Raw genomic sequence first — 22,333 nt, 5'->3', positions numbered from 1 at the left:
ACATGGCGCGCCCTTCGGGCGACGCGAAAGTGAGATGAATTTGACAAGGTGTTTTGACATCGGCCCACCGTCAGTATTCCTTGAAGCCAAGTAGTCGCTGTCTCGCCAGGTGGATGGCGTGAACTACCGCCGAGCTGTGCGGTCATGGCACGGAACCTTGGTACAGGTTCGTATCGAGCTTTTCGCTCGGAACGACGACGTTGACGTCATCTCCGGGACGGATCTCTTCCCATTTGAGTCCGGTGCCAAGGTCTACGTATTCGACCAAGGCGTGGAGCTTCGCGTACTATGGTTTCATGTTCACGGCCGCGGTGCTCAGCAAGGCTGCGGTAATCTTGAAGATCAACGCGCTCTTTCACCTTGAAGTGGCTATTCGGAGCGATCTCGCAACGATGTTTTCGATGATCGCGTTGGTGAGCGGGGTGATTGCAACGGCCTGCAACTTCGGGAGCAAGCGGAGCGCAAGCCGGATGGTGAGAAGCGAGCTTGAGCAATTGTTCCTACAAGCATTCCTTTTGGCATCCGAAAGCGGCGGGAACGGCGCCCGTGATTGCTGGCGCGTAAAAACGCGCCGCTTCCGAGACCCGGCAGTGCCGCGTCCTTTGACGCCCGACACTCAGCCGACCAGAAACTCGAGCGCGATCGCTTCCCGAACTCGCTCTTCAGCGTCCCTGAACGCACGTGGAGGATCCCCGAAGAGATCTCCTCGCTCGATTTTGTACGTGGCAAAGTTTTCATGCACCGGGGCGTCGTCAAGCCTCGCAATCACCGCACGAGCGTAGTAGCAACCGTCAGGGTGGGGCGCTTCAATTTCGGCTTCAATGACGGCCTTATAAGGCGGGATTTCAATCTCTTGGTACAAGTCGGACATTGCGAGCTCCTCGGCCACTCAAATTGTGTGTAACCGCCGTCAGCAAGACACGGGCCCGGGCTCCCGGCGTGATGTTCGAGGAACAGTAGCGTGAACAGGATGAGTAAGATTGAGCGGGCGGGCGCTGCGGAAAGATCGGGTAAAAGCTACCGTCAAACAGATCTTCGGTGATAATGCTTGTTGATTAAAACCGCCCGTTTTTACCGAGACCTGCGACGTATTCATCGAATAGCGCATTACGACGTTGCTCGCATCGAACAGCACGACGAGTTCTTTCTTTTGGTTGCTATGGCTGGGGCCTGATCCGCGACCGTGCGACCTTGAACATCGAAGCAGTGATGCAGTCGGTGCACGCGGCGGAGTGGCTCTGGGGCCATTCGGCCCTTCGTATGACCTCTGCGCCGTCTAGCTCGGACAGTGAGGCGGTTAGCTATAATCCCGCTTTGCATAAATCTCCAGGCGCCAGGGATGACGGAACGCGGATCTCGCATCGACGACATTGAAGCCCTGCGGGCTATAGCCGTCGCTTTCACCATATTCGGTCACTTGCGGCGACTCCTTCCTTGGGCCGGCAATCTGACCTACACGACCGATCCCTACGGGGCATGGTGGGCCGGGGTCGATCTCTTCTTTTGCATCTCCGGATTCGTCATAGCGAGGGACCTCCTGCAACGACTTCAGGACGCCGAAAATGCGCATCACTTCTGGAAAAGCACGATCGCGTTTTGGGTAAAGCGCATTTTTCGCATTTGGCCGACCTCGTGGCTCTGGATAACGGTAATTCTTCTCGCGAGCATCGTTTTAAGAAAAACCGGTACCTTCGCACCGTTCCACCAAACCCTGCAGGATTTCACCGCAGTCGCCGTACAAATGCAGAACTTTCATGCATGGCGCTGCGCGGCATCCAACCAGCTGATGCAATGTGACGCTGCAGCACCGTGGTGGAGTCTGTCTCTGGAAGAGCAGTTTTATATTGCTCTGCCGCTGACGATTTTGTTATTCAGAAAGAGATTGCATTGGGTGTTCCTGACGCTTGTTGCCGTACAGTTTTTCGTGCCGCGCACGCCTGGAGCCTTCCTGTACTACATCCGAACCGATGCCATTTCCCTCGGCGTTCTTTTAGCTATGTTTCAGTCGACCGCACTATGGCGAAAGATCGATCCGGTTTTCATGCGCCAGAAGAAGTACGCCATACCTGTGCTATCGGTTTGTCTCCTGTTGTTGTTTACGCTGGCGCGCGGGCAAACGACAATTGATGTGATGCCGAATGCCACCGGGATGATCGCCGTGGTGTCAGTTGTCCTCGTATGTATCGCATCCTACAACCAGAACTATATTGCGCGTGGCGGGCTAGTGCGCAAAGCGCTCCTTTGGCTAGGCTCTCGGTCGTATGCTCTTTATCTTATCCACTGGCCAATGATGGACTTCACCCATGCACTTTGGCGATTCATCGAGCCATTTGCGACGCAGTTCGGATCAAACTATTCGCTGCGGTACGCGTTGGTATGGGGCATCCTTACCGTTGTGTTCTCCGAACTGAATTACCGCTTCGTAGAAAGACCCCTTCGCCAGCGGGGAAAGCAAATCGCGCAGCGAATTGAAGGAGAGCCGCCAGCGTCTGTTCGCCTGCAAAGGGTCGGCTCCAGTTCTTCCTGACGCACAAGCCCAGTTCACCAACGACTATCTGGGCCGGCACCTACCGGCGTTGATCGGAGAGAGGGTGTCACGTTTGCGATGACATCATCGGTCGAGACGCACACCTTTTTCGCAAACGTATCTCTCTGAGCCGCGCTGTTGAATAATCCGGACGTCGACTGGGCCGTGAACTTGACGGATATTCAGAGTGCCTTGAAATCCAGCCATAATCACATCGGGATGGCCGAAGAAACGTCCGACATCAGCGCGCTCCACTTTCTCGACCGGATAGGCGAGCGCTGTTCCGTCATTTGATACCAACGCAACGGCCACTGAGTCATTTGCCACACCGAGCGGCCCCGAGACTATTGCCCATCCTCGCAAACGGAGGACACTGGAATTGTTTGGGACGGGCTTGTCTCCCGGTGCAACGCCATTGATCAGGTCGATGCTGCAGTATGGCGTGCTAGCGTAGCTTGCAATATTTGCGATCTTCTCCGGATCTTTGAAGAGAATGCTGTCTACCGTGTTATCGGACCGGAGATGTACTGCGAAGAGTTTCACGTTGAAAAATCGGCCCCACTCAAGCCGGGTACCACTAGCACCGAAGATGCGGAATGAAACCGGCATTTCACTGCTCAGATAATCTTTCCAATCTGGCGACTGAAGCGCGACGAAATCACTCGCGTTAGAAAGCGTCGGCGCCAACAGAAATCCGGCGCTGGCCATTCCAGGGATAAACCGATAGTCCGCTACTCGTCCATCTGCGTACGTGGTTTCGAGCGTCAGTTGCGCGGACTTGAATGCAATCGACGTGAGCTTTCCGATTAAGGTCGGTTGCAAATCAATCTTCGCGAAAACGGGCTCGTCTATCGAAGGAATCGCTACCGCTTGGCCGGTTTGAACGCGTGCTTCGTAAACTGGCGCGGAAAGATCAATCCGTCTTTGTTCCGTTAGACGATCAAGCACGGCGTAGTTTCCGGCCATCGCCTTTACACGATAAAAATTCAGCAAGGGAACCAGGCTGGGACCGTCTTCCAACGTCGGATATCGACCATCAATTGGTGAGATCGAAAAGAAAACCCGCGCCGCCCCATGCTCGCGAAGATGCGTCTCGTCCATGGCCGCAAGCGTAGGCGTATATGCCGTATAGCTCTGGAGGACCGGCCTTGGCGACCAGTCAATCCTGTTGGCGAAGAGTGCAGCAAGATTAGACGGATACAGGTCAGCAGTTGAAGCATCTGTTGGGAGGGGCTGCTCCGTCCGGATCGTCTCGTCCGCTCGATCGAGCATGTGCTCAAGATATGACGCATCCGTGATGCGATGCCTGATCCCCTGCGCAGACGAGAACACTCTATCGGCGAATCCGTCAGCCACCGCCAGCGGAGAGACGCTGCGGTGCCCTGCTGATATCGCTGCCCACCCCAGTACGCACAACGTAAATGTAACGGCTGAAACGCGCTTAACGTCCTGCATCAGAAGGAACAGTCCGACGAAAACCAGATTGATCGCCGCTTGTTGCACGTGACCTGACTGGCGCACGAAGCCTGACTTAAAGCTCAGAAAAAGTACAACCGCTGTTCCGATCGCCGCAAGTGATTTTGTCCCTTGATCCGCGTGCGCCCATGCTACGTAAGTCAGTGCAGCAGCGCAGATGATGAATGAGGGTACTTCGCTCCATTTACCCGTAGTGGACATTGCGTCTGCGAAGCCTGACGCAAGCGGCATTTGCGACGCAAAGAAATTGGGCAGGTTCAAAAGTGACTGCCCAGCACTTAGCCAAGCCAGTGCGAGTGTTGCTACGAACGCCAGCGACGACCAGAATGCGAGTCTGATCGAATTCCTTCCAACGCCGTTGATGCCAATCGCCCCGGCAAGGAACACTGAAGGGACCGCATTTACCTTTACCAACGAAAGCAGCGCAATCGCTCCGAATCCCAAGATAACTGATACGGTGCGCAAGCGCGACTCGCGTCCTCCGCGAAGGCAGAGCAGCATAAGCAGAAGCGGAAGCGTAATGAGAACAGCATCGGGAAGGTCCTGCTGGCTCAACACGAGAGGGATCGCTAAGACCCCGAAGCGCGCGTTAGCATTCTGTGCCGATACCCAGAATACGAGAAATACGCTTAGCGCGAGCAGCGCCGATCCGAAAATCATCATTCGGTCCGTCGCGGGGAAATAGCGATGCGTGTAAATCGAGGCGAAGGGGCCGTAAGTAAAGACAAAATCGCGCCCAAACTGCATCCTTCTCGCTACCGCTTCATTCATCGCATAGATATACGATGAATCTAGGTCGCCGCCAGGGAAAATCGGCATGAAAGGAACAAAGACAAGCAGCAAAAGAAGAAGCGAAACCGCTGCTAGAAGCGGAGTCCACAATCGGCCAGTTATCCAAGACGTTTGACGTTCGATATTCACTTGCTCTTCGCTCTATAACTCAGTCGAGCGTCATTCTAGCGCCTTGAACCCGCTGGTCCGGAGATTCCCTCACATCAGGAGTTAGCAGGCGCCGCCGACCCGAGACGGCGAGCCGCTTGCTTGGGGCAATGAACCATCCTTGACGAAACGAAGGCACTCGCCAAACGGAGCGGAGAGAACCCGGCGCGGTGACGCGGGCAGCACATCCGTTCAGGCATGCGCCTTCTGTGTATTGGCGTCGGGTCAGAAGATTATCGTGAAGGCATATCAGGGTTCCGGCAGCGCGATCGTTCTCACGACAAGCGGCCAGCAGATCCATCTCAACATCAACCGCGTCCTCTGATGGAACGCCCCTCAGCCTCGCAGCACTTCACTGCACGGCTGCATTCATCTCCGGGGCGAAGTGGCGGGCAAGCATCTCGCTCGCATAATCTGAAACATGATCGCCGTAGCTGTAGAGGAAGTTTCCATTCTGGCTTATCGGACAGGTCCCGTGCGTCTCGTCGCACAGCAGCGGCGCGGGGTCGAGTACCAGTAGCTTCGGGTGCAACGCTTGGAGCTTCGCGATCATCTCTCGATATTGCTGAGTTACTTTCAGATAGTCTCCGTAGTGCAGGGTGCAGGCGGCGAGGTCCGGGCCTCCTAGCATGCGCATGACGCCATATTTCATCGAACTGCGCTCCATGCACTGAGCCGGGTCCGGCAGCGTCGGATTATCGACGATCAGCGCTACGCGCTTCCCGGCCTTCTCCAGTTCGGAGATAGTGGCATCCATCCCGTCAAGCGCGCCGACTTTGTCCGGCTCGCCCGTCTTGGTGTTCACATACTCCGGGCCTTCCAGAATTCGCAGCGCGGCCGCGATGGCCACCATGCGGATCTGTGGGTCGGACTCGGCGCGATCGACTTCCAGTCTCGCAAAATGCGTACAATCGTCTGGATTGTCTCCGGCATAGCTGGATGATCGCACGACGCCCACCAGCGGCGCGCACCCCCCTCGCGCCATACCACTCCATCTGTGTCCGCTCGTCGATTCCTGAACGAATCCCCAGATCATCGCTTCTGCCTTGCTGTCACCTATCATCGCGAAATGCGGAGTATCGCGAGTATCGAAGATGCAAAGCCCCGCATCGGCGTCGGCGCCCCTGAGTCCGCATTCACCGCTGACGAACTTCCTCCCCACCTTGCCATGGGCTGCCGTCGCCACGTCGCCAAACTGGCTATATGGACGACTGGGGGCCTGAGGTGCCGCGGCGAAAATTGCTGCGCCTGCGCTCCCCACGAACAGAAGCATCAAGGACGGCCCGGCTACCGATACCCAGCGGATTTTCATGTGCCGGATCGGTGATTCAATGAGGCGATAGGTGAGCCACGCGAGGAGCGCACTTACCAGCAGGATCAGCACTCGCTGCGACGCACTTGCTTCGCCACCCAACAGAATGGTAGAAAACGACAGGAGGGGCCAGTGCCACAGGTACAGCGGATAGCTGATTTTTCCGATTCCCACCATCAGCGGCTGGGACAGGACAGAGCGATTAATCGCTGCGCCGAATCCGCTGGCGATAAGAAGGGCGGCTCCCAGCGTCGGCAGGAGCGCCCAGGCTCCCGGATAGCCTAGGCGGCTGTTCAGTCCGAATATGGCTACGGCGCACAAGGCTGCACCAAGAAGAGAGCCGATATTTCGCACGGCCCGCGGCACAGGCCGCAGTCTGGCCGAGCCGAGCGCGAGCCCGCTGCCAATCATGAGTTCCCAGAAGCGCGTAAACGGAGAGAAGAACGTCGCGCCCGGGTGGTGCCGGATCAGGGAGACATCGAGGGCAAAGGATGCGACCATGATCACGCACACCGCGCCGATCAGCGCCGCCTTGCGGCGATGGACGAGCGCGAGCACTAGCGGCCACAGGATATAGAACTGTTCCTCGACACCCAACGACCACAAGTGCAAAAGTGGCTTGGAGGCGGCTGCTCGGTCGAAGTAGCCGGTCTCGTTCCACAGAACCAGATTCGAAATAAACCCGGCACCGGCCGCCACGTGCTTGCCTAACTGCTGGAACTCATCCGTGTAGAGCACCGCCCAGCCAATCGCCAGAACCGCCGCGAGCACCGTCGCCAGAGCCGGGAAAATGCGGCGCGCCCGACGCGCATAGAAGGCGGGAATGCTGAATCTGTTTGTGCGCACTTCGTCCGCCAGGATTCCCGTGATTAGATATCCGGAGATAACGAAGAAGATATCGACACCGACAAAGCCGCCCGGGATAGCCGATGGAAACGCGTGGAATAGCAGGACCGACAGGACCGCGACGGCGCGAAGACCGTCGATGTCTTTGCGATAGATCAGGGTGCCCGGGGTCGCCTGGGTGGGGTTATTGGACATTTTCGATGCGTTTCTCGGGGTTCTTCAGGTGACGTATTCACGATTTTCTCTATCGCGAGAATCCCTTGTTTCCTTCGCCGCGACAGGTTGTACCGCGTGTCTCTCGCCTGTCACCTTCATGCGAATTACAAACTGTTAGCAGTTGTTGCAGATGGCTTGCGCGGTGCAACATCCTGTAAGGCGAGAGTATATTACAGGCCGGCCGGGCATCTTGGCGCTGCAACGCTCGGGTGCCTCGCTACAGCTCAATTGTGGGCAGGTTGCTTTTCCAAACGTATCGATAGGCGGCGCTCATGCGCTCCCACTCGACATTAGCGCCGGGCATCGACTTAAGGTGGGCTGCAGGCGAGTTACCGATGTTGAAGGCTAGCGGCGACGTAGTCGGGCATATCCACGCATGGAAATAGAACTATGTGACCCATAGGTCACGCAGCTAATGCAGACAACAGCGTTAGCAGTGGAGACTGTTGCTTGGCATATGCCGAATACAACTGCTTGGATGAAGGTATTTGCACCTCCTCCCGAGGCCAAGGCAGACGAACGCATTCAAACGTCGATGCCCGGAACAATGCCCTAAGCTAGAATGCACGCGAAATGCATCGGCCGCGCACGCAGCCGTAACGAATCTAATGACTGAGGGCGAGGTATGGGCAGCGTTTTATCGGGCGAAAATCGATACTCAGGATGGATAGCTCGGGCTGTGTCGTTCGCGCTGGTCTTTTTGGTATTTGTTCCGTTTTTCCCTTCCTTTCCCGCGGATGGCCTCGACAACTCCTACAGATCTGCGATGAACGTCGCGGTGGAGCAGGGACTGCAATTCGGGGGTGACATCATCTTTACCTACGGGCCTCTTGCCTCAGTTCACAGCGAACTTTATTCGCCGGGCACAGATGGATTGATGCTTGGTGGTTCGTTGCTCGTTACAGCCCTCATATGCATGGTTTTTGGGAAAGCGTCCGTCCGCGCCTCCCGTTTTGCTATCTTGGGCTTGCCCCTCTTAATAAGCGAACGCGGCTATGCAGATGCAATTTTGATCTGCCTTCCGTTGCTCTATCTGCTATGCATTCTGGATGTCAGCAAAAGTCAAATCGCGCACAGAATAGCCGTTCTGTTTGGAGCGGCGACGCTGGCTCTCCTACCGTTGGTTAAGGTAAGTCCGGTCCCGTCCGTCTTGCTTTGCGGTTGCATCACCGTCTTCTGTGTGGGGCGATACGATAAGCGGCTTGCATTCGCAGGCGTGTGCGCTTTTTTTCTGTCAATGTGCGTTGCCTGGCACGTCGCTGGGCAATCAATCCTAAACCTGCCTAGGTTCTTCCTAACGTCCCTCCCGCTTGTGACGGGGTTCGCAGATGGTATGTCGTCCTTTGGCAGCCCGCTCGACATCCTGGCCTTCATCGCATGCGCGTTCATCATTGTTTACGCGTGCTGGCGGACAAGCGCATCGCATCGACTGTTAGCAACGGTGGCAACGGCGGGCACGCTGTTCCTTTGCTTCAAGGCTGGCTTCGTGCGACAAGATGGACATATCGTCGAAGGGACCTATGCACTGATATTTGTCGCCTACTTTCTGGTGCTTCAAAGGCCCGGCAAGGTTACGGTGGTCACTTTGCTCCTTGCGATGGTCACATGGGTTTTCTGTACTTCGCCGTACCGAGACAATCGCCCTGATGCGATAGGAAGGCGTTTGGAAGGGTCGCTTCGGCTTTCTGCCTCCGGGATCAAATTTCGGATTTTCGACCCTAAACATTTTGATCGCATTTACGAAGCACAGCTCGCTGAAATCAGACGTGCCCATCCGTTGCCTGATACGCAAAACAGCGCGGATCTCTATCCGGATGATTTATCGATTCTTTTCGCGAATGGTCTTAATTGGCATCCGCGGCCGGTTCTGCAGAGCTACTCGGCATATGCCCCCGCATTGGCAGTACGCGATGAGAACCACCTGAAGTCCTCTCCGCCAGGCACTGTATTTTTTTCGATTGATCCCATCGATGGTCGTTACCCGTCCTTGGAGGATGGAGCTAGCTGGCTACCGTTGATCGATCACTACAGCATTAAATCTCGGACTGGGCCCTACGCTGTGCTTGATTTTAGGGTGGCTGATAAAGCGTTGTCGCTCGGATCACCCATTCTCTCAACAGCAGCAACATTAGGCTCGCCAGTAGATCTTCCAGACGGAGACGATCCGATCTTTGCGAAAATCGTCGTGAAGCCGACCGTTCTGGGGAGAATCGCGTCCTTGCTCTTCAAGCCATCTCATCTGCAGATTCGCACCAACTACGCAAATGGAAGCGTATCTACATACCGCTATATAGCGGGAATGGGTGAAACTGGGTTCGTCTTGTCACCGACCGTTTCAACAACAACCGATTTCATCCTGCTTCAGTCGCCGCAGTGGAAGGATTATCTTGCATCCAACATTCCCCGTTCGTTCACAATCTACGACGAGGGCAAATCATCTTGGTTTTGGCGAGAGCGCTTCGATGTCATGCTATACAAAGTTCACTTCAACCATGACAGTAAAGCGGACTTCATAGCTTACCCGCCGCCCGGCACCATTCGATCCGTTTCAGATCTCCCGCGGGCAAAAGACTGCAACATCGATAGCGTGAATGGTAGTGCCGCCGGCTCCTTACCTATGGACGTGAAATCTGCGCTGATGGAGGTCGACGGTTGGGCGATGATTGACGGGAATAGTGGCCAGCAGAGCGACGCTGTTTCGGCAGCGCTGATTTTGCCGAACGGAACTGGTTACATTTACCCGCTGCAGAAAGCACTGCGCACGGACATCGCACTCCACTTTGGTCATCCGAAATCCACGATGAATGGCTTCAGAGGGACCATCGCTATCCCGCAAATTCGCGGTCAAGCGGACCTCCGCATCGTGCAACGTGTGGGCTCACAAGATTTTCTCTGTGACAGGGTAGTGAGGATCATGCGCTAGGCCACCTGCGCTGCGTGTTCGCTAGGATTTTGTAGACCAATAGCCGCCCTTTGAGGCGGCTTTTTCGTTTGCCGAGATTCTTGGAAGCGAAGGGTTTCGCCTGCCTTGTGGGCTATGGGTTCCGTGCTCACCTCCTCGGGCACGCTCAATCGCGCGGCGCGGGGCGCGGACTCAAGACCACCTGCGTCTTGGCAACCAAACAACAGTTTCGACCGATCCCCAAATTCAACATGTAAAATGCCGTCAATTTTCTTGTATTTGTCTTACAAAATAACCATCTAGATGAACCGCAATCTCGGGGTACTCGCTGTAGCACTGCTGCTGGCCTTATTAACTACGGTGAAACTATTCGCCATCACCGCTGCGTCGCCGTTAATCGCTTATCCCAACAATTGGGATTTTGCGCGCGTCGAGAGCTGCATGGGTCTATGGCAAGACTACGGCGATCCAAGCATTGAAGCGCACCTGTCAGGTCCGGTGAATCGACTGGTCCTCACACGTAAAACGGACGCCGATATGTGCGCCGTGTCGATCGACACGGTTGTCCCATACCTGGTCACGCGCTTTTTCCACACCGGAGACATTGTCGATTTCCGTTACATCGGCATGCTCCGGGCTTGCATGGTTCTCGTCGCGGCGATTGCTGTATTCCTGGCCGCCCGAACGGCCAACCAGCGGCTCGTGGTCTCCGGAATATACGCATTGGCGTTCGGGGAATTCGGCTATCTCGCGTATATGAACACGCTGTACAACGAATTTATCGTCGTGCTCGGTTCCTTCCTCGCGGTAGCAGCGCTTTGGCTACTCTGGGTGAACGGGAATGGTCGATCCAAGGCCCTGCAACGCCTGACTTTCGCAGCGCTGCTCTGCCTCGGTCTCAGCAAACCCCAATATGCACCTCTCGCGCTAGTCGTCGGCCTCGTGGCAGCCGTCTTGATGTTTCGAAATGGCGAGAGATTGCGCAATTGCGTGTCGGTTGTGTGTTTCAGCCTCGTGCTGGTATTTCTATTCTCTCTCGCCAACTACTCAGACTCAGGTTTCGGGAAGAGGCTGAAGCTGGTCAACATAACGGACACGATTTTCACAGAGGTTTTGCCTAACGCCGAAGACCCAGAGAGCGCTCTGCGAGACCTGCGCCTGCCGCAATCCTGCATGTCGATGATTGGGAAGTCGTTCTATTCCCCGGGCGTGGATCAGCATCATCCATGTCCCGACGTAATCAACGTCAAGCGTACGCGACTGATCCCTCTCTTCTTCAAGCAGCCGTCCGTATTCTTCGGCCCGATTAAGGATGGTATTGCCTATCTGAAACCGTTCCCGGGGACGCGATACGGCTTCTTTGAAGCTCCGCCGTCATCACATTCAGTTCGGTATTACGTTACACGGGCGACGTCGCTCGGAACGTACTTGAACAAAATTCCTGACGACGTGTTTCACGCGATCATCGTTTTCTCGCTTTCAGCATGGATACCCGTCGGTCTCTGGTGTTTGGCCGCCGTCGTTACGGGCCGTCGCTCTCGCTTCGGTGGTGACCTGCTGTTTGCGGCGGGTGGTTTTATCATTTTCTACTCGCTGCTCTCCTCGGTATTTGGAGACGGAAGTAGCGAGGTTCCAAAACACGCATTCCTATGGTGCTTTGGCACAGGCATAGAAGGTGTGGCCATTATCACGATTGTGATTGAGCTTGCGACGTATATCCGAACAGCGACTGCAGGTGACAAACTGAACAGGGCGATGAGCTAGGGGTTCCACGACTCGAAAAATGAAAAAACTTATCGCACTGCTAATCGGGGTAGCAGCCGTATCCGTATTTGCTCAAACACAAAAAGTTTCGTTCGAACCCACGACCGCCGCCGCGAGTTCCACAGCGCGGTCGAGCGTCCACGCTGCGTCTAATGTCTACCTGAATGCAGGTACGCTGTTGTGCAAGAACTGGCGGAACATGCGGTCGGCAGAGGTTGATGCGTTCAAATCACCCGCACCCGACCAAGCCAAGATATTGCAACAGTACGATTGCGAGATCGTCAGCAGCCGCAAAATGGTTGACCTGCTACCTCGCGCGAAAGGTTCCCGCGCCGCAGAGGCTTATGCAGCACGTGAACTCGTCGGCGTGCGGTGGAGCGAATCGAACGGCTCTCTCGACTATGGGTTTGTCGGCGGATCCGCTATCGAACATTAACCGGGATACCTGTCCCGACACATTGAGACGATCGAGCATATATCTGCGCCTCAAAAGCATTACTCGTGCTTCGCAGCGTCTCTACACTGAGCTCCAACGCCGTACAAATCGGTGACCATCACTCGATGGTCTGCGCCAACGCGGTCCCGTGAGTCAACTTTCGCGGACCTGAGCGTTGTCCTTTCCGCTTTCAGGAGCTCGCCTTGAATTCCGCCGTAACCACTCCCCAAGAAACGTCCCCTTATCTCGACCCGATTGACCGCGATGGTCTGAGTGCCTTTGCCGAGAAGGGCCGCAACAACCCAACCAGCCGTGGCAAAAACAATGTGCGCACGGTCATGCTGGGGCGATACCGTTCGTTGAGCTACGTGGGCGACCACGAGCCGGTTGTCGTCGACGAACCGCGGCATCTGTTTGGCGAAAACACTGCGCCGGCACCTGGCGAAATCGTCTTGTCGGGCCTTGGCGGTTGTCTGGCCGTGGGGATCACGGCCGTGGCGACGTGGAAGGAAGTGCGCTTGTCGAAACTCGAAGTGTTGATCGAAGCCGACATTGGCAACCCGGCTGCGTGGGGCGCGGGCGGCGCGCAGATGCAGTCGTCTGAAATGGGTTTCCAGTCGATCCGGGTAAAGGTGCAAATTGAAGGGGATGCAAGCCGCGAGGAACTGGACGAGATTGTCCGCCAGGCAAATTTCTACTCGCCGGTCGCAAACTCACTGCGCAATCCCATTCCAATGACGGTCAGTCTCGCGGACTAACTTCCATCCCGAATCAAGCGGTAACCAGAAAGGAGACTGACCATGAGCACCGTAACGATCTATACCACGGCCACGTGCCCCTATTGCATCGCCGCCAAGGCTTTGCTGCAAAGTAAGGGCGTAGCGTTCGACGAAATCAGCATCGAAGGCGACCGGGCCGCTGCATCCGCGTTGGTCGCACGAACGGGCCGTCGCACCGTACCGCAGATTTTTGTCGGCGCGACGCATGTTGGTGGGTGTGACGATCTGCATGCACTTGAGAAAGCAGGGGGCCTTGACCTACTACTTGAACAGGCAGCCCTGGACGTTTGACCGGTGGGCGAAGGGATCGGGGCCGATGGCACCCGATCATATTGATCGCTCGAGCGCATGGAGCGTGAAAAATGTTCCTGCTGTCTATTGCCCGGAATGCAACAAATTAGTGTGATCGCGGTGACTTGACTAAGTGCGTATGCACATATAGAGTGGTTTACGCGAACCGACTAATTTCATGCGACGAATGCAATTGCTTCGCGCTGCGAGCAAGCATCCAGTATGTGACGCCGATCTAACCAGCTACGGCAGCAGTCAGTTCGTACTACTTAGCTGAAGAGAGACGACGATGATGAACCTGCGAGACGTAGTGATCTGTAATCCGGTGAGAACCCCGATCGGCGCCTATGGCGGCTCACTCAAGGATGTTCCGGCAACTGAACTGGGCGCGGCAGCGGTGCGCGAGACCCTCAAGCGCAGCGGGCTCGATGGGAAGGAGCTGGCGTCGGTCGTGATGGGCAACGTGGTTCAGGCGGGCAACCGGATGAACCCGGCGCGTCAAGCCGCGATCGGTGGCGGCGTTCCGGTGGCGGTGCCGGCGCTGACGGTCAATCGCGTATGCGGATCGGGCGCGCAAGCCATCGTCTCTGCGGCGCAGGAGATCTGGCTGGGACTCGGCGAAGCGGCCGTTGCCGGGGGCATGGAAAATATGGATCGCGCACCTTATCTGCTCGACGGTGGGCGTTGGGGATACCGGATGGGCAACGCGCAGATGTACGACAGCATGTTGCGCGACGGGCTCGTTGATGCATTCTCGAATGAGCACTCCGGCTGGCACACTGAAGATCTGGTGACGAAGCTTTCGATTACTCGCGAAGCGCAGGACCGCTGGGCCGCACGTTCGCAACAGCGATTTGCCGCCGCGCAGGAACGTGGTGTGTTCGACGCGGAGCTGGTCGGCGTGGAAGTCGCCGGGAAAAAGGGAACCGTGCGTTTCGCACGAGACGAAGCGCCGCGTCCCGATACGACAATGGAAACGCTCGCGAAACTGCGACCGGCTTTCAGGCCTGACGGGTCCATCACGGCGGGGAACGCGCCCGGGCTGAACAGCGGCGCCGCGGCCATGTTAGTCGCGCACCGTGGCTTTGCGGAAGCGCACGACATTGAACCATTCGCCCGCCTGGTCGCTTTCGGTGTTGCAGCGGTCGAGCCGGGCATGTTTGGACTCGGGCCAGTTCCCGCCGTGCAGATTGCGCTTGAACGCGCGGGTTGGAAGCTCGGAGATATTGACCGGGTCGAAATCAACGAGGCATTTGCTGCTGTACCGATCGCGGTTGCGCAGGAGCTTGGACTGCCGCACGACATCATTAACGTGGAAGGCGGCGCGATCGCTCACGGCCATCCAATCGGTGCGACGGGCGCCGTGCTGGCGACGCGCCTGATCCATTCGATGCGTCGCGACGGATTGCGCCGCGGTATCGTCACCCTCTGTATTGGCGGCGGCCAGGGCATCGCATTGGCGCTGGAGACAATTTAACCACGGTGCGTATCAATGCGTAGGCGAGGGCGGCGCTGCGACTTCGGCGCCGCTTTTCACATAGATTCATGGGTAACCCGATAGACTGAAATGCCCTCCATCGGGTCTGGGACTTCGTGCCATGGCGCGCGTTTCAGCATGCGTATCGTGTCTTCGTATCCGGCGGCCCAGCGTCGCTCAATTCCGCCCGCCGAGAAGTCAATGTCCCGGTTCAGGTCGTCTCCATCCAGAGGCGGTGCGTCGAGTTCCAGTACCTGTATGGTCGTGCCGCATCCCCAACCCAGAAGCTCCTGAACCTCAGGCGCGTTGCGTTGGGCTTCGGGGATGTGCTGGCCCAGTTCGCGGATCACGTGGCGCAAGCGATGAATCTGCTTCTGTCGTTCAAGATGGCTTTCCGCGCGACTGGAATACTGAATGTCACGCTGCCGGCTCATGACCTGCAAAATGGACTCAGGCTCGGGGCCGGTGGCTGGCCACAATTGCACGGCGAAAATCACCGAATTTCGCCGTGGATGGTCGTCCAGCACCGCTTCGAGGGGCGTGTTGGAGTAAATGCCGCCATCCCAGTACGATTCTCCTTCAACGCGCACCGACGGAAAACCCGGCGGGAACGCTGCCGATGCCATGAGGTGATCAACATCCATGGGCGTGTCGCGATTCGTGAAGTAACGCATGCGGCCGCTGCTGACATTGACCGTGCCTACGGTCAGCCGTGTCGCCTTGTCATTCAGGTACTCGAAGTCAACGAGCGCGGTTAGCGTCTCACGCAACGGACCGGTCGAATAAAATGCCGCGAGGTCGGCGCCAACACGGGTATGAATGCTTGCCCATGACGCCGGGCGAGGGGTAAAGAACGATGGCACGCCTTGTGTGACGATGGACCAGTAGCGCGCGCAGGCTTCGAATCCTGGCAGCCAGCTAGCGGCGACGGATCCACGGTGAGCGACTCCGTTCCAGAACTGTTTCAGTCGCGCTAGTCGCTGTTCGGGCGCATTGCCCGCGATGATGGCGCCGTTTATCGCACCAATCGATGTGCCAATCACCCAATCTGGCTCGATCTTCCAATCGTGAAGCGCCTCATAGACGCCGGCTTGATACGCACCCAGCGCGCCACCCCCTTGAAAGACGAGGACGACTTGTCCGGGGATCTCGTTCTCTGCATCGGAACGGCCGGCTGCGGGAGCGTCAGGTTGACTCTGCGTTGTCTTGGCCATGGCTAATCTCCGGGCCGGGAGGGCCGCGTTGCTGATTTTGCCACGGGACGCTTCGACCTGTCGTGAAGACCGCGCCCTGGGTGACCTTCCGGTCAGACTCGCGGATCGTGTACTTGGCACGGTACATCGGTTTCGTCGCGCTCGACTGGCAACCATCCTGCGCAACTGATAAGTTAAATACCTTGTTGCCTGCGGAGAGTTGATATGGACTACCTGGAGAGCTTGCGGGTCTTTCGCTCGGTTGTTGAGGCGAAGAGCTTTACACGAGCGGCAGACATGCTGGGCCTGACTACACCCATTGTCTCCCGGGCGATTGCAGGCCTTGAGCAACGCCTCGGGAGCCGACTGTTCCACAGAACCACGCGGCAAGTCTCTTTGACGGAGGCCGCCGAGCGCTTTTACGACGGTTGCGCGCGAATACTGGATGAACTCGAAGCGCTTGAGGCCGAAGCCTCCACGCAGTCCCGCGAGCCAGGCGGAGTGCTCCGGCTCGTGGCTCACACGACCGCCACTGTCAACCGGCTCGTGCCGCTCATTTCAAGCTTCAAGCGCAAACACCCCAAGATAAGCCTCGACGTCACGCTGACGGAGAGGCCGGTTGATCTGGTTGCAGACGGCTACGATCTCGGCATTGTGCTGCCGTTCATGTTGAGTACCGACACGACCATTACCCGCCTGCTTGAGCGAATCCCGCTCGCCATCGTCGCCACGCCGGACTATTTGGGTCAGCACGGCTCACCGGCGAATCCCGCAGAGCTTGTCGGGCACGTGTTCGTAGCCATGTCGCCTTCGCTGCGGAAACCAGAACTGACCTTTCGTGTGGCAGATGAGAACCTGACCATTCCGCTGAAGTACGAAGTGGCGTCCAACAACGTCGTTTTTAACAGGGAAATGGTGCTCGAGGGCTTTGGCATCGGCCTGGTGCCCACCGCCGTCGTGCACGAGGAACTAACCTCGGGCCGGCTCGTGTCGATTCTTGAAGACTTCACCATCGTGGACGGCGCGATTGAAATCCGCCTCGCGTATCAATCGCGGACCTTACTGCCGGCCAAAGTCAGGGTGTTTGTCGAACATGCCGCGGCGTTCTTCGAAGCGGTTTCATCAGAAGGAGCATAGAGACGGCGCTTCGCCGTGGCTCGGCGCCTATTGTTCTCCGCGTGACAAGAATCAGATGTGCCGGCGAGATTGATCCCCGGTAAGGCAGTCTCTATTCTGTGCGCATGCACACTTACTCACTCGAAATCGACGACTGCTTCGCAGTCAGACAGGCCGCCAGGCATATTTCTCAGCTTTATGAACGGCACCTGTCGGAAGCAGACGTCACGCCGACGCAATTCAATATTCTGCGGGCGCTTAAAGATGGCGCCAGTCTGACGATGGTCGAACTGGCGAACGCCATGCTGCTGGATCGAACAACATTGGTGCGGGCGCTTCAACCGTTGTTACACAACCGCCTGGTCGCCAACGAGACATCCATGCCTGGCATAAGGCGCCTGCAACTGGTTCTCACCCATGAAGGTCGCACAAGACTGGAGGAGGCCACAATTCATTGGCGCGCTGCACAAGACGAGTTCGAACGCAAATTCGGACCTTCACAGGCCGAATTTCTCCGTCGAGAACTATTTCGCATCAGTCGCGACGTTTCAAAAGCTTAAGTACAAACGTTGGCATTCAACGACCAATAAGCGCGTCACTTTATCCATTTTAGTGCATATACACAGGTGAAACCATGTCGAGTCCTTCAAGTCCTGCTTCAGCGATTCCCACGCCGGTTGCCGAACCGGGGCAGCGGCGCATTCCATGGATGTCGCTCGCGGTAGGGGCGGTCATGGTGGTGCTCGCCGCAGCTGCAGGTTATTGGTTTTTTGTCTTGCGTTTCGAGCAAACAACGGACGACGCGTATGTCGGCGGCAACGTCACGGTCATGGCGCCGAAGGTGAACGGGTTCGTGACGGACATCCTCGTGCAGGACAACCAGCACGTGAAGGCGAATCAGGTACTGGTTCGCCTCGATTCACGCGATTACGACGCAAAACTTGCGCAAGCCACGGCTGAGGTCAATAGTGCGCGAGCGGTTGTAACGGAGTTGCAGGCGAAACAGATACTTCAGGCGGCCGTGATCAATCAGCATCAGGCGGAAGTGCGCGCGTCCTCAGCCGAGTTGACACGCAGCGCAGCCGACCAGGCGCGCTATAGCCAGCTCGTCAAGGACGATGCGGTTTCGAATCAGGTCGTCGAACGCGCCGACGCCGATTTCTACAAGGCACAAGCGGCCGTGCAAAGCAGCGACGCGGCGGTGCTCGCGGCGAAACGCGAACTGGACGTGCTGGGTGCGGAAATCGCCGATGCACAGGCCCGTGTCGGCACGGCTCAGGCTGCGCAGCGAGTGGCGGAATTGAACGTCGAGTACACGACGATTCGCGCGCCGGTCGACGGCTATATTGGCAACCGGACCGCTCGGGTGGGCATGTTGGCCAACACCGGCGTTTCACTGCTGACCGTGGTGCCCTCGACGGATCTCTGGGTAGACGCCAACTTCAAGGAAGACCAGCTAAAGAAAATGCAGATCGGCGACCGGGTCGACGTCACGCTCGATGCTTCAGCCATTCCTCTGCATGGTCATGTTGAAAGTCTCGCCCCGGCGACGGGCGCAACGTTCAGCGTACTGCCGCCGGAGAATGCCACGGGCAACTTTACGAAGATCGTGCAACGGGTGCCGGTGCGGGTCCATCTTGATGTGCCGGCCAGTATGGAATCAGTGCTGCGTCCTGGTCTGTCGGCAACGGTCGTGGTGCATCTCGCCGACGCGTCACAGGTTTCGAGTGCTAACTAAGCGCGCCCCGAGCCACGATCATGACAACCTCAAACTCGCTTGACCCCGCTTCCCAGCCGATACGCCAGCGTGTGTTCGCCTTCGCGCTGATGTGCCTGGGATTCTTCATGGCAACCCTCGATATTCAGATCGTTGCTTCTTCGCTGCGTGACATCGGTGGTGGACTTTCGGCGAGTCAGGACGAGCTGTCATGGGTCCAGACCGCCTACCTGATCGCGGAAATTCTTGTTATCCCGATGTCGGGCTGGCTTTCCAAGGTGTTTTCGACGCGGTGGCTTTTTGTTGCTTCCGCAGTGGGCTTTACGATCACAAGCATGTTGTGCGGGATCGCATGGGACATCAACTCGATCATCACCTTCCGCGCATTGCAAGGCGCGATGGGCGCCGCGATGATTCCCACTGTCTTTACGACAGCGTTTGTTCTGTTTCCCGGCAAACAGCGCTTGATCGCATCGACCACTATCGGCGCGTTGGCTTCGTTGGCACCGGCGATCGGCCCCGTGATAGGTGGCTGGATTACCGATCAATGGTCGTGGCACTGGCTGTTCTATCTGAACCTCGTGCCGGGCGTGGCAGTCGCCGCGCTGGTGCCGAAGTACGTGAACATCGACAAGCCTGATTTGTCGTTGCTGAAGAAAGGCGATTACCTCGGCATTGTTCTGATGTCAGGTTTCCTTGGATGTCTGGAGTACGTGCTCGAAGAAGGGCCGCGCAAAAACTGGTTCGGCGACCACGTGATTGTCGCCTGTACGTGGATCTCCGCAATCTGCGGCTTTCTCTTTCTTGTTCATGCATTGACCGCTAAAGATCCTATCGTCGATCTGCGCGCATTGATGGTCAGAAACTTTGGCATCGGCAGCCTGTTGTCGTTCGTCACCGGCGTCGGCATCTTCGTCACGGTGTTTCTGACTCCGCTGTTCCTGAGTCAGGTGCGAGGCTTCAGTTCTCTGCAGATCGGCATCGCGTTGCTGTCCGTTGGTGTGTTTCAACTGCTTGCGCTCGCCGTGTACGCAGTGGTCTCCCGTTTCGTCGACATGCGCTGGCTGCTGCTCTTCGGCCTCGTGTGCTTTGGTTTGGGATGCTATCTGTATGTGCCTGTGACCCACGATTGGGGCTGGCAACAGCTGCTCCTGCCGCAAGCGCTGCGCGGCATCGGTCAGCAGTTCGCTGTGCCGCCGATCGTCACGATGGCGCTGGGGTCGTTGCCACAGTCACGGCTCAAGTCGGCAAGCGGCCTGTTCAACCTGATGCGTAATCTGGGTGGCGCGATCGGCATCGCGGTGAGCGCCACCATGTTGAACGACCGTCTTAACTTCCACTATCTCCGCCTCAATGAAAGCGTCACCGTGGGGCGCCCGGAAGTGGAGTCGCTGCTGTCCGGACAGACCGCTCACTGGTCCGCAGTCGCGGGCGATGCGCTCGACGCAACCCAGTCGGGACTTGCCAGCCTGCATGCACTAGTCCTGCGGGAATCACTGGTTCTGACGTACTCCGATGTTTTCTACGTGCTGTCGCTGTGCTTCCTTGTGGGCATCGTCAGCGTGTTTTTCGCCAAATCGATCAATAACGCCGCGCCGCCGCCGGACGCACATTGAGGTCATCATGAAAAAGCTTTTCATTGCAGCAATGGTCAGTCTTTCATTGGCGGCGTGCGCTGTGCAACCGGCGACGCACACCGATCTGCCTGACACCGTAAAAACAACCGCCCCGGCAAACTGGAGTGTCGAGGCGCCCAAAGACAGCGTCGACGCCGCGACGTGGTGGTCGCAATTTGGCGACCCTGTGCTCGACGAACTGGTGAGTTCGGTTCTCACTAGCAACCTGGATCTGCAGGCCGCCGCTGAACGCGTCAAACAGGCGAGGGCGATTACCACGCAGAAGCACGCGGCGTTGCTGCCGGAACTCGACGCAACCGCTACCGCGTCGAATAGCCGGATCAACACACCACCTCCGCTCGGTTACGTGCGTGAAGGGGGCGTGGGCCTGGCCCTGAACTGGAGCCCGGACGTCTTTGGCGGAGAGCGGCTCGACCTGCTCGCGGCGCAGTCGCAACTGGTCGGGCAGCAGCACGCGGAGGATGAATTCAGGCTCGCACTCGCCGCCAATACGGCGTCGGCTTATGTCGACTTGCGCTGGGCTCAGTCAGAGTTGAAGATCCTGCAGGACAACGTTGTAATTCGCCAGCGAGCGCTGCAACTGACGCAGGAGCGGCTCAAGTATGGTCTGTCGACGCAACTGGATGTGTCACGTGCGCAGAATCAGTTGAGCGAACTGCTCGCGCGGGTTCCGCGCGCTCAGTCTTCGATCCAGCATCAACTCAGCCTGATCGCCGTGTATTCGGGGCGCACGCCGGAGTCGATCGACAAGCTCGTACTCGCCACTCCCGCTCCGGTCCCGACGCCGGGTGGAGCGGCACCGCAGACGCTTCCGTCTGAAGCCTTGTTGCGTCGTCCGGATGTACTGGCGGCCTACGCGACAGTCCAGCAGCGCGCTGCCGAAGTGGGGGTGGCGCACGCCGAGCGCTATCCGAAGTTCACACTCAACCTGAGCGACGGATTGCTCGCCGCTTCATACCTGGGTATGCCGGCGCTCACGGACAACCTGTTTAGCGCCGCGCTCAATGCGACCAGCCCGATCTTCAACGCGGGACGCATTACCGCCGACATCCAGCAGAGTGAAAGCAAAATGCGCGAGTCACAGTTGGGTTTGCAGCAAACGATGCTCCAGGCACTCAAGGAAGTCGAGGATACGCGTAGCGATCTCGTCAGCACGACAGAATCGACGCAGCGCTTGACTGATGCGCTTGCCGCGTCAGATCAGTCGCTCAAACTGGCGAACCAGTTGTACAAAGGTGGTGCCACCGATTTTCTCGACGTACTTGCCGCTCAGCAGACCTATCTTGAGGATTCCGATCAGTTGAATCAGGCCAAGCGGGAACATGCGCTTTCAGCCGTGGCGCTGTACCGGTCGTTGGGAGGAGGGTGGAGCGAGCATACCGCTGCTGGCGAGGCGCAGAAGCAGGAGCAGAGCCAGGCTTCGGCTGATACGGGCGTGTCGTCGACGCCTCACTGAGCTTGACTGCTCGATTAGGGACGTACGATTTCGATGTTCCGTTGATATCGTACGAACTTGCGCGTCAGTCGGAATCGTCGTCGGGTTGTTCGGTCTGGATCGCGGCCACTCCCATACCGAAGCCCGCCAGGAGTGCCAACGCAACAGCGTAGCGCGCTTTCATGACCTGTCCTCCCATCGCATCGTCGAAGTCGACAAGCGGAATTGTAGGTCTGGCAAGTAGCGGTTACTGGGTATCTTTTGACTTTC

At 57.4% G+C, this 22,333-nt stretch carries 16 protein-coding genes; 12 read left to right on the top strand and 4 right to left on the bottom strand.

Going from position 1 to position 22,333, the window contains the following annotated elements; all coding sequences use genetic code 11:
* Window positions 1-616: 616 nt before the first annotated feature.
* Complete coding sequence (locus WCA85_RS06710) at window positions 617-871, bottom strand: hypothetical protein (protein WP_424062386.1); 255 nt, start codon at window positions 869-871, stop codon at window positions 617-619.
* 468 nt (window positions 872-1,339) lie between these two features.
* Here WCA85_RS06710 and WCA85_RS06705 point away from each other — a divergent pair, with 468 nt between their 5' ends.
* Window positions 1,340-2,527 carry an acyltransferase family protein gene (locus WCA85_RS06705; RefSeq protein ID WP_424062385.1) on the top strand — a complete coding sequence of 396 codons (1,188 nt, stop codon included), beginning with the start codon at window positions 1,340-1,342 and terminating at the stop codon, window positions 2,525-2,527.
* 84 nt (window positions 2,528-2,611) lie between these two features.
* Here WCA85_RS06705 and WCA85_RS06700 read toward each other — a convergent pair whose 3' ends face one another.
* Both WCA85_RS06700 and WCA85_RS06695 read right to left on the bottom strand, forming a co-directional pair.
* Entirely contained in the window at window positions 2,612-4,924 is a 2,313-nt protein-coding gene (locus WCA85_RS06700) for a hypothetical protein (RefSeq protein ID WP_424062384.1), read from the bottom strand.
* A gap of 370 nt (window positions 4,925-5,294) precedes the next feature.
* On the bottom strand, window positions 5,295-7,295 hold the full coding sequence (locus tag WCA85_RS06695; protein ID WP_424062383.1) for an acyltransferase family protein: 2,001 nt from the start codon (window positions 7,293-7,295) through the stop codon (window positions 5,295-5,297).
* Between the two features lie 700 nt (window positions 7,296-7,995).
* On the opposite strand from WCA85_RS06695, the gene WCA85_RS06690 reads away from it, so the two are divergent.
* The 6 genes from WCA85_RS06690 to WCA85_RS06665 all read left to right on the top strand — a co-directional run bounded on the left by WCA85_RS06690 (window position 7,996) and on the right by WCA85_RS06665 (window position 14,965).
* The gene (locus WCA85_RS06690; protein WP_424062382.1) at window positions 7,996-10,239 is read left to right on the top strand and encodes a hypothetical protein; all 2,244 of its coding nucleotides are present in this window, start codon (window positions 7,996-7,998) and stop codon (window positions 10,237-10,239) included.
* Between the two features lie 282 nt (window positions 10,240-10,521).
* Complete coding sequence (locus tag WCA85_RS06685; RefSeq protein WP_424062381.1) at window positions 10,522-11,982, top strand: hypothetical protein; 1,461 nt, start codon at window positions 10,522-10,524, stop codon at window positions 11,980-11,982.
* A 19-nt stretch (window positions 11,983-12,001) separates the two neighbouring features.
* Window positions 12,002-12,418 carry a hypothetical protein gene (locus tag WCA85_RS06680; RefSeq protein ID WP_424062380.1) on the top strand — a complete coding sequence of 139 codons (417 nt, stop codon included), beginning with the start codon at window positions 12,002-12,004 and terminating at the stop codon, window positions 12,416-12,418.
* Window positions 12,419-12,621: 203 nt separating this feature from the next.
* A complete protein-coding gene (locus WCA85_RS06675; RefSeq protein WP_424062379.1) occupies window positions 12,622-13,176 on the top strand; it encodes an OsmC family protein in 555 nt (184 codons plus the stop codon).
* Between the two features lie 42 nt (window positions 13,177-13,218).
* Window positions 13,219-13,488 carry a glutaredoxin 3 gene (gene grxC / locus WCA85_RS06670; RefSeq protein WP_424062378.1) on the top strand — a complete coding sequence of 90 codons (270 nt, stop codon included), beginning with the start codon at window positions 13,219-13,221 and terminating at the stop codon, window positions 13,486-13,488.
* 292 nt (window positions 13,489-13,780) lie between these two features.
* Window positions 13,781-14,965, top strand: a complete 1,185-nt coding sequence (locus WCA85_RS06665) for a thiolase family protein (RefSeq protein ID WP_424062392.1) — start codon at window positions 13,781-13,783, stop codon at window positions 14,963-14,965.
* A gap of 56 nt (window positions 14,966-15,021) precedes the next feature.
* Here WCA85_RS06665 and WCA85_RS06660 read toward each other — a convergent pair whose 3' ends face one another.
* Window positions 15,022-16,179, bottom strand: a complete 1,158-nt coding sequence (locus WCA85_RS06660; protein ID WP_424062377.1) for a patatin-like phospholipase family protein — start codon at window positions 16,177-16,179, stop codon at window positions 15,022-15,024.
* A gap of 204 nt (window positions 16,180-16,383) precedes the next feature.
* Between WCA85_RS06660 and WCA85_RS06655 the strand changes: the two genes are divergently transcribed.
* The 5 genes from WCA85_RS06655 to WCA85_RS06635 all read left to right on the top strand — a co-directional run bounded on the left by WCA85_RS06655 (window position 16,384) and on the right by WCA85_RS06635 (window position 22,084).
* Window positions 16,384-17,295, top strand: coding sequence for a LysR family transcriptional regulator (locus WCA85_RS06655; protein ID WP_424062376.1), 912 nt, complete (start codon window positions 16,384-16,386; stop codon window positions 17,293-17,295).
* A gap of 104 nt (window positions 17,296-17,399) precedes the next feature.
* Window positions 17,400-17,834: a MarR family winged helix-turn-helix transcriptional regulator gene (locus tag WCA85_RS06650; RefSeq protein ID WP_424062375.1), complete on the top strand. Its 435-nt coding sequence runs from the start codon at window positions 17,400-17,402 to the stop codon at window positions 17,832-17,834.
* Window positions 17,835-17,908: 74 nt separating this feature from the next.
* Complete coding sequence (locus WCA85_RS06645; protein WP_424062374.1) at window positions 17,909-19,012, top strand: HlyD family secretion protein; 1,104 nt, start codon at window positions 17,909-17,911, stop codon at window positions 19,010-19,012.
* A 20-nt stretch (window positions 19,013-19,032) separates the two neighbouring features.
* Entirely contained in the window at window positions 19,033-20,607 is a 1,575-nt protein-coding gene (locus WCA85_RS06640) for a DHA2 family efflux MFS transporter permease subunit (protein ID WP_424062373.1), read from the top strand.
* Window positions 20,608-20,614: 7 nt separating this feature from the next.
* A complete protein-coding gene (locus WCA85_RS06635) occupies window positions 20,615-22,084 on the top strand; it encodes an efflux transporter outer membrane subunit (RefSeq protein WP_424062372.1) in 1,470 nt (489 codons plus the stop codon).
* The last annotated feature ends 249 nt before the right edge of the window (window positions 22,085-22,333 follow it).

The organism is Paraburkholderia sp. (assembly GCF_049581445.1).
In the GTDB taxonomy this organism is placed as follows: Bacteria; Pseudomonadota; Gammaproteobacteria; order Burkholderiales; family Burkholderiaceae; genus Paraburkholderia.
Note: the sequence above shows the minus strand (reverse complement) of the source record. Positions and strands in the feature narration are given on the sequence as shown.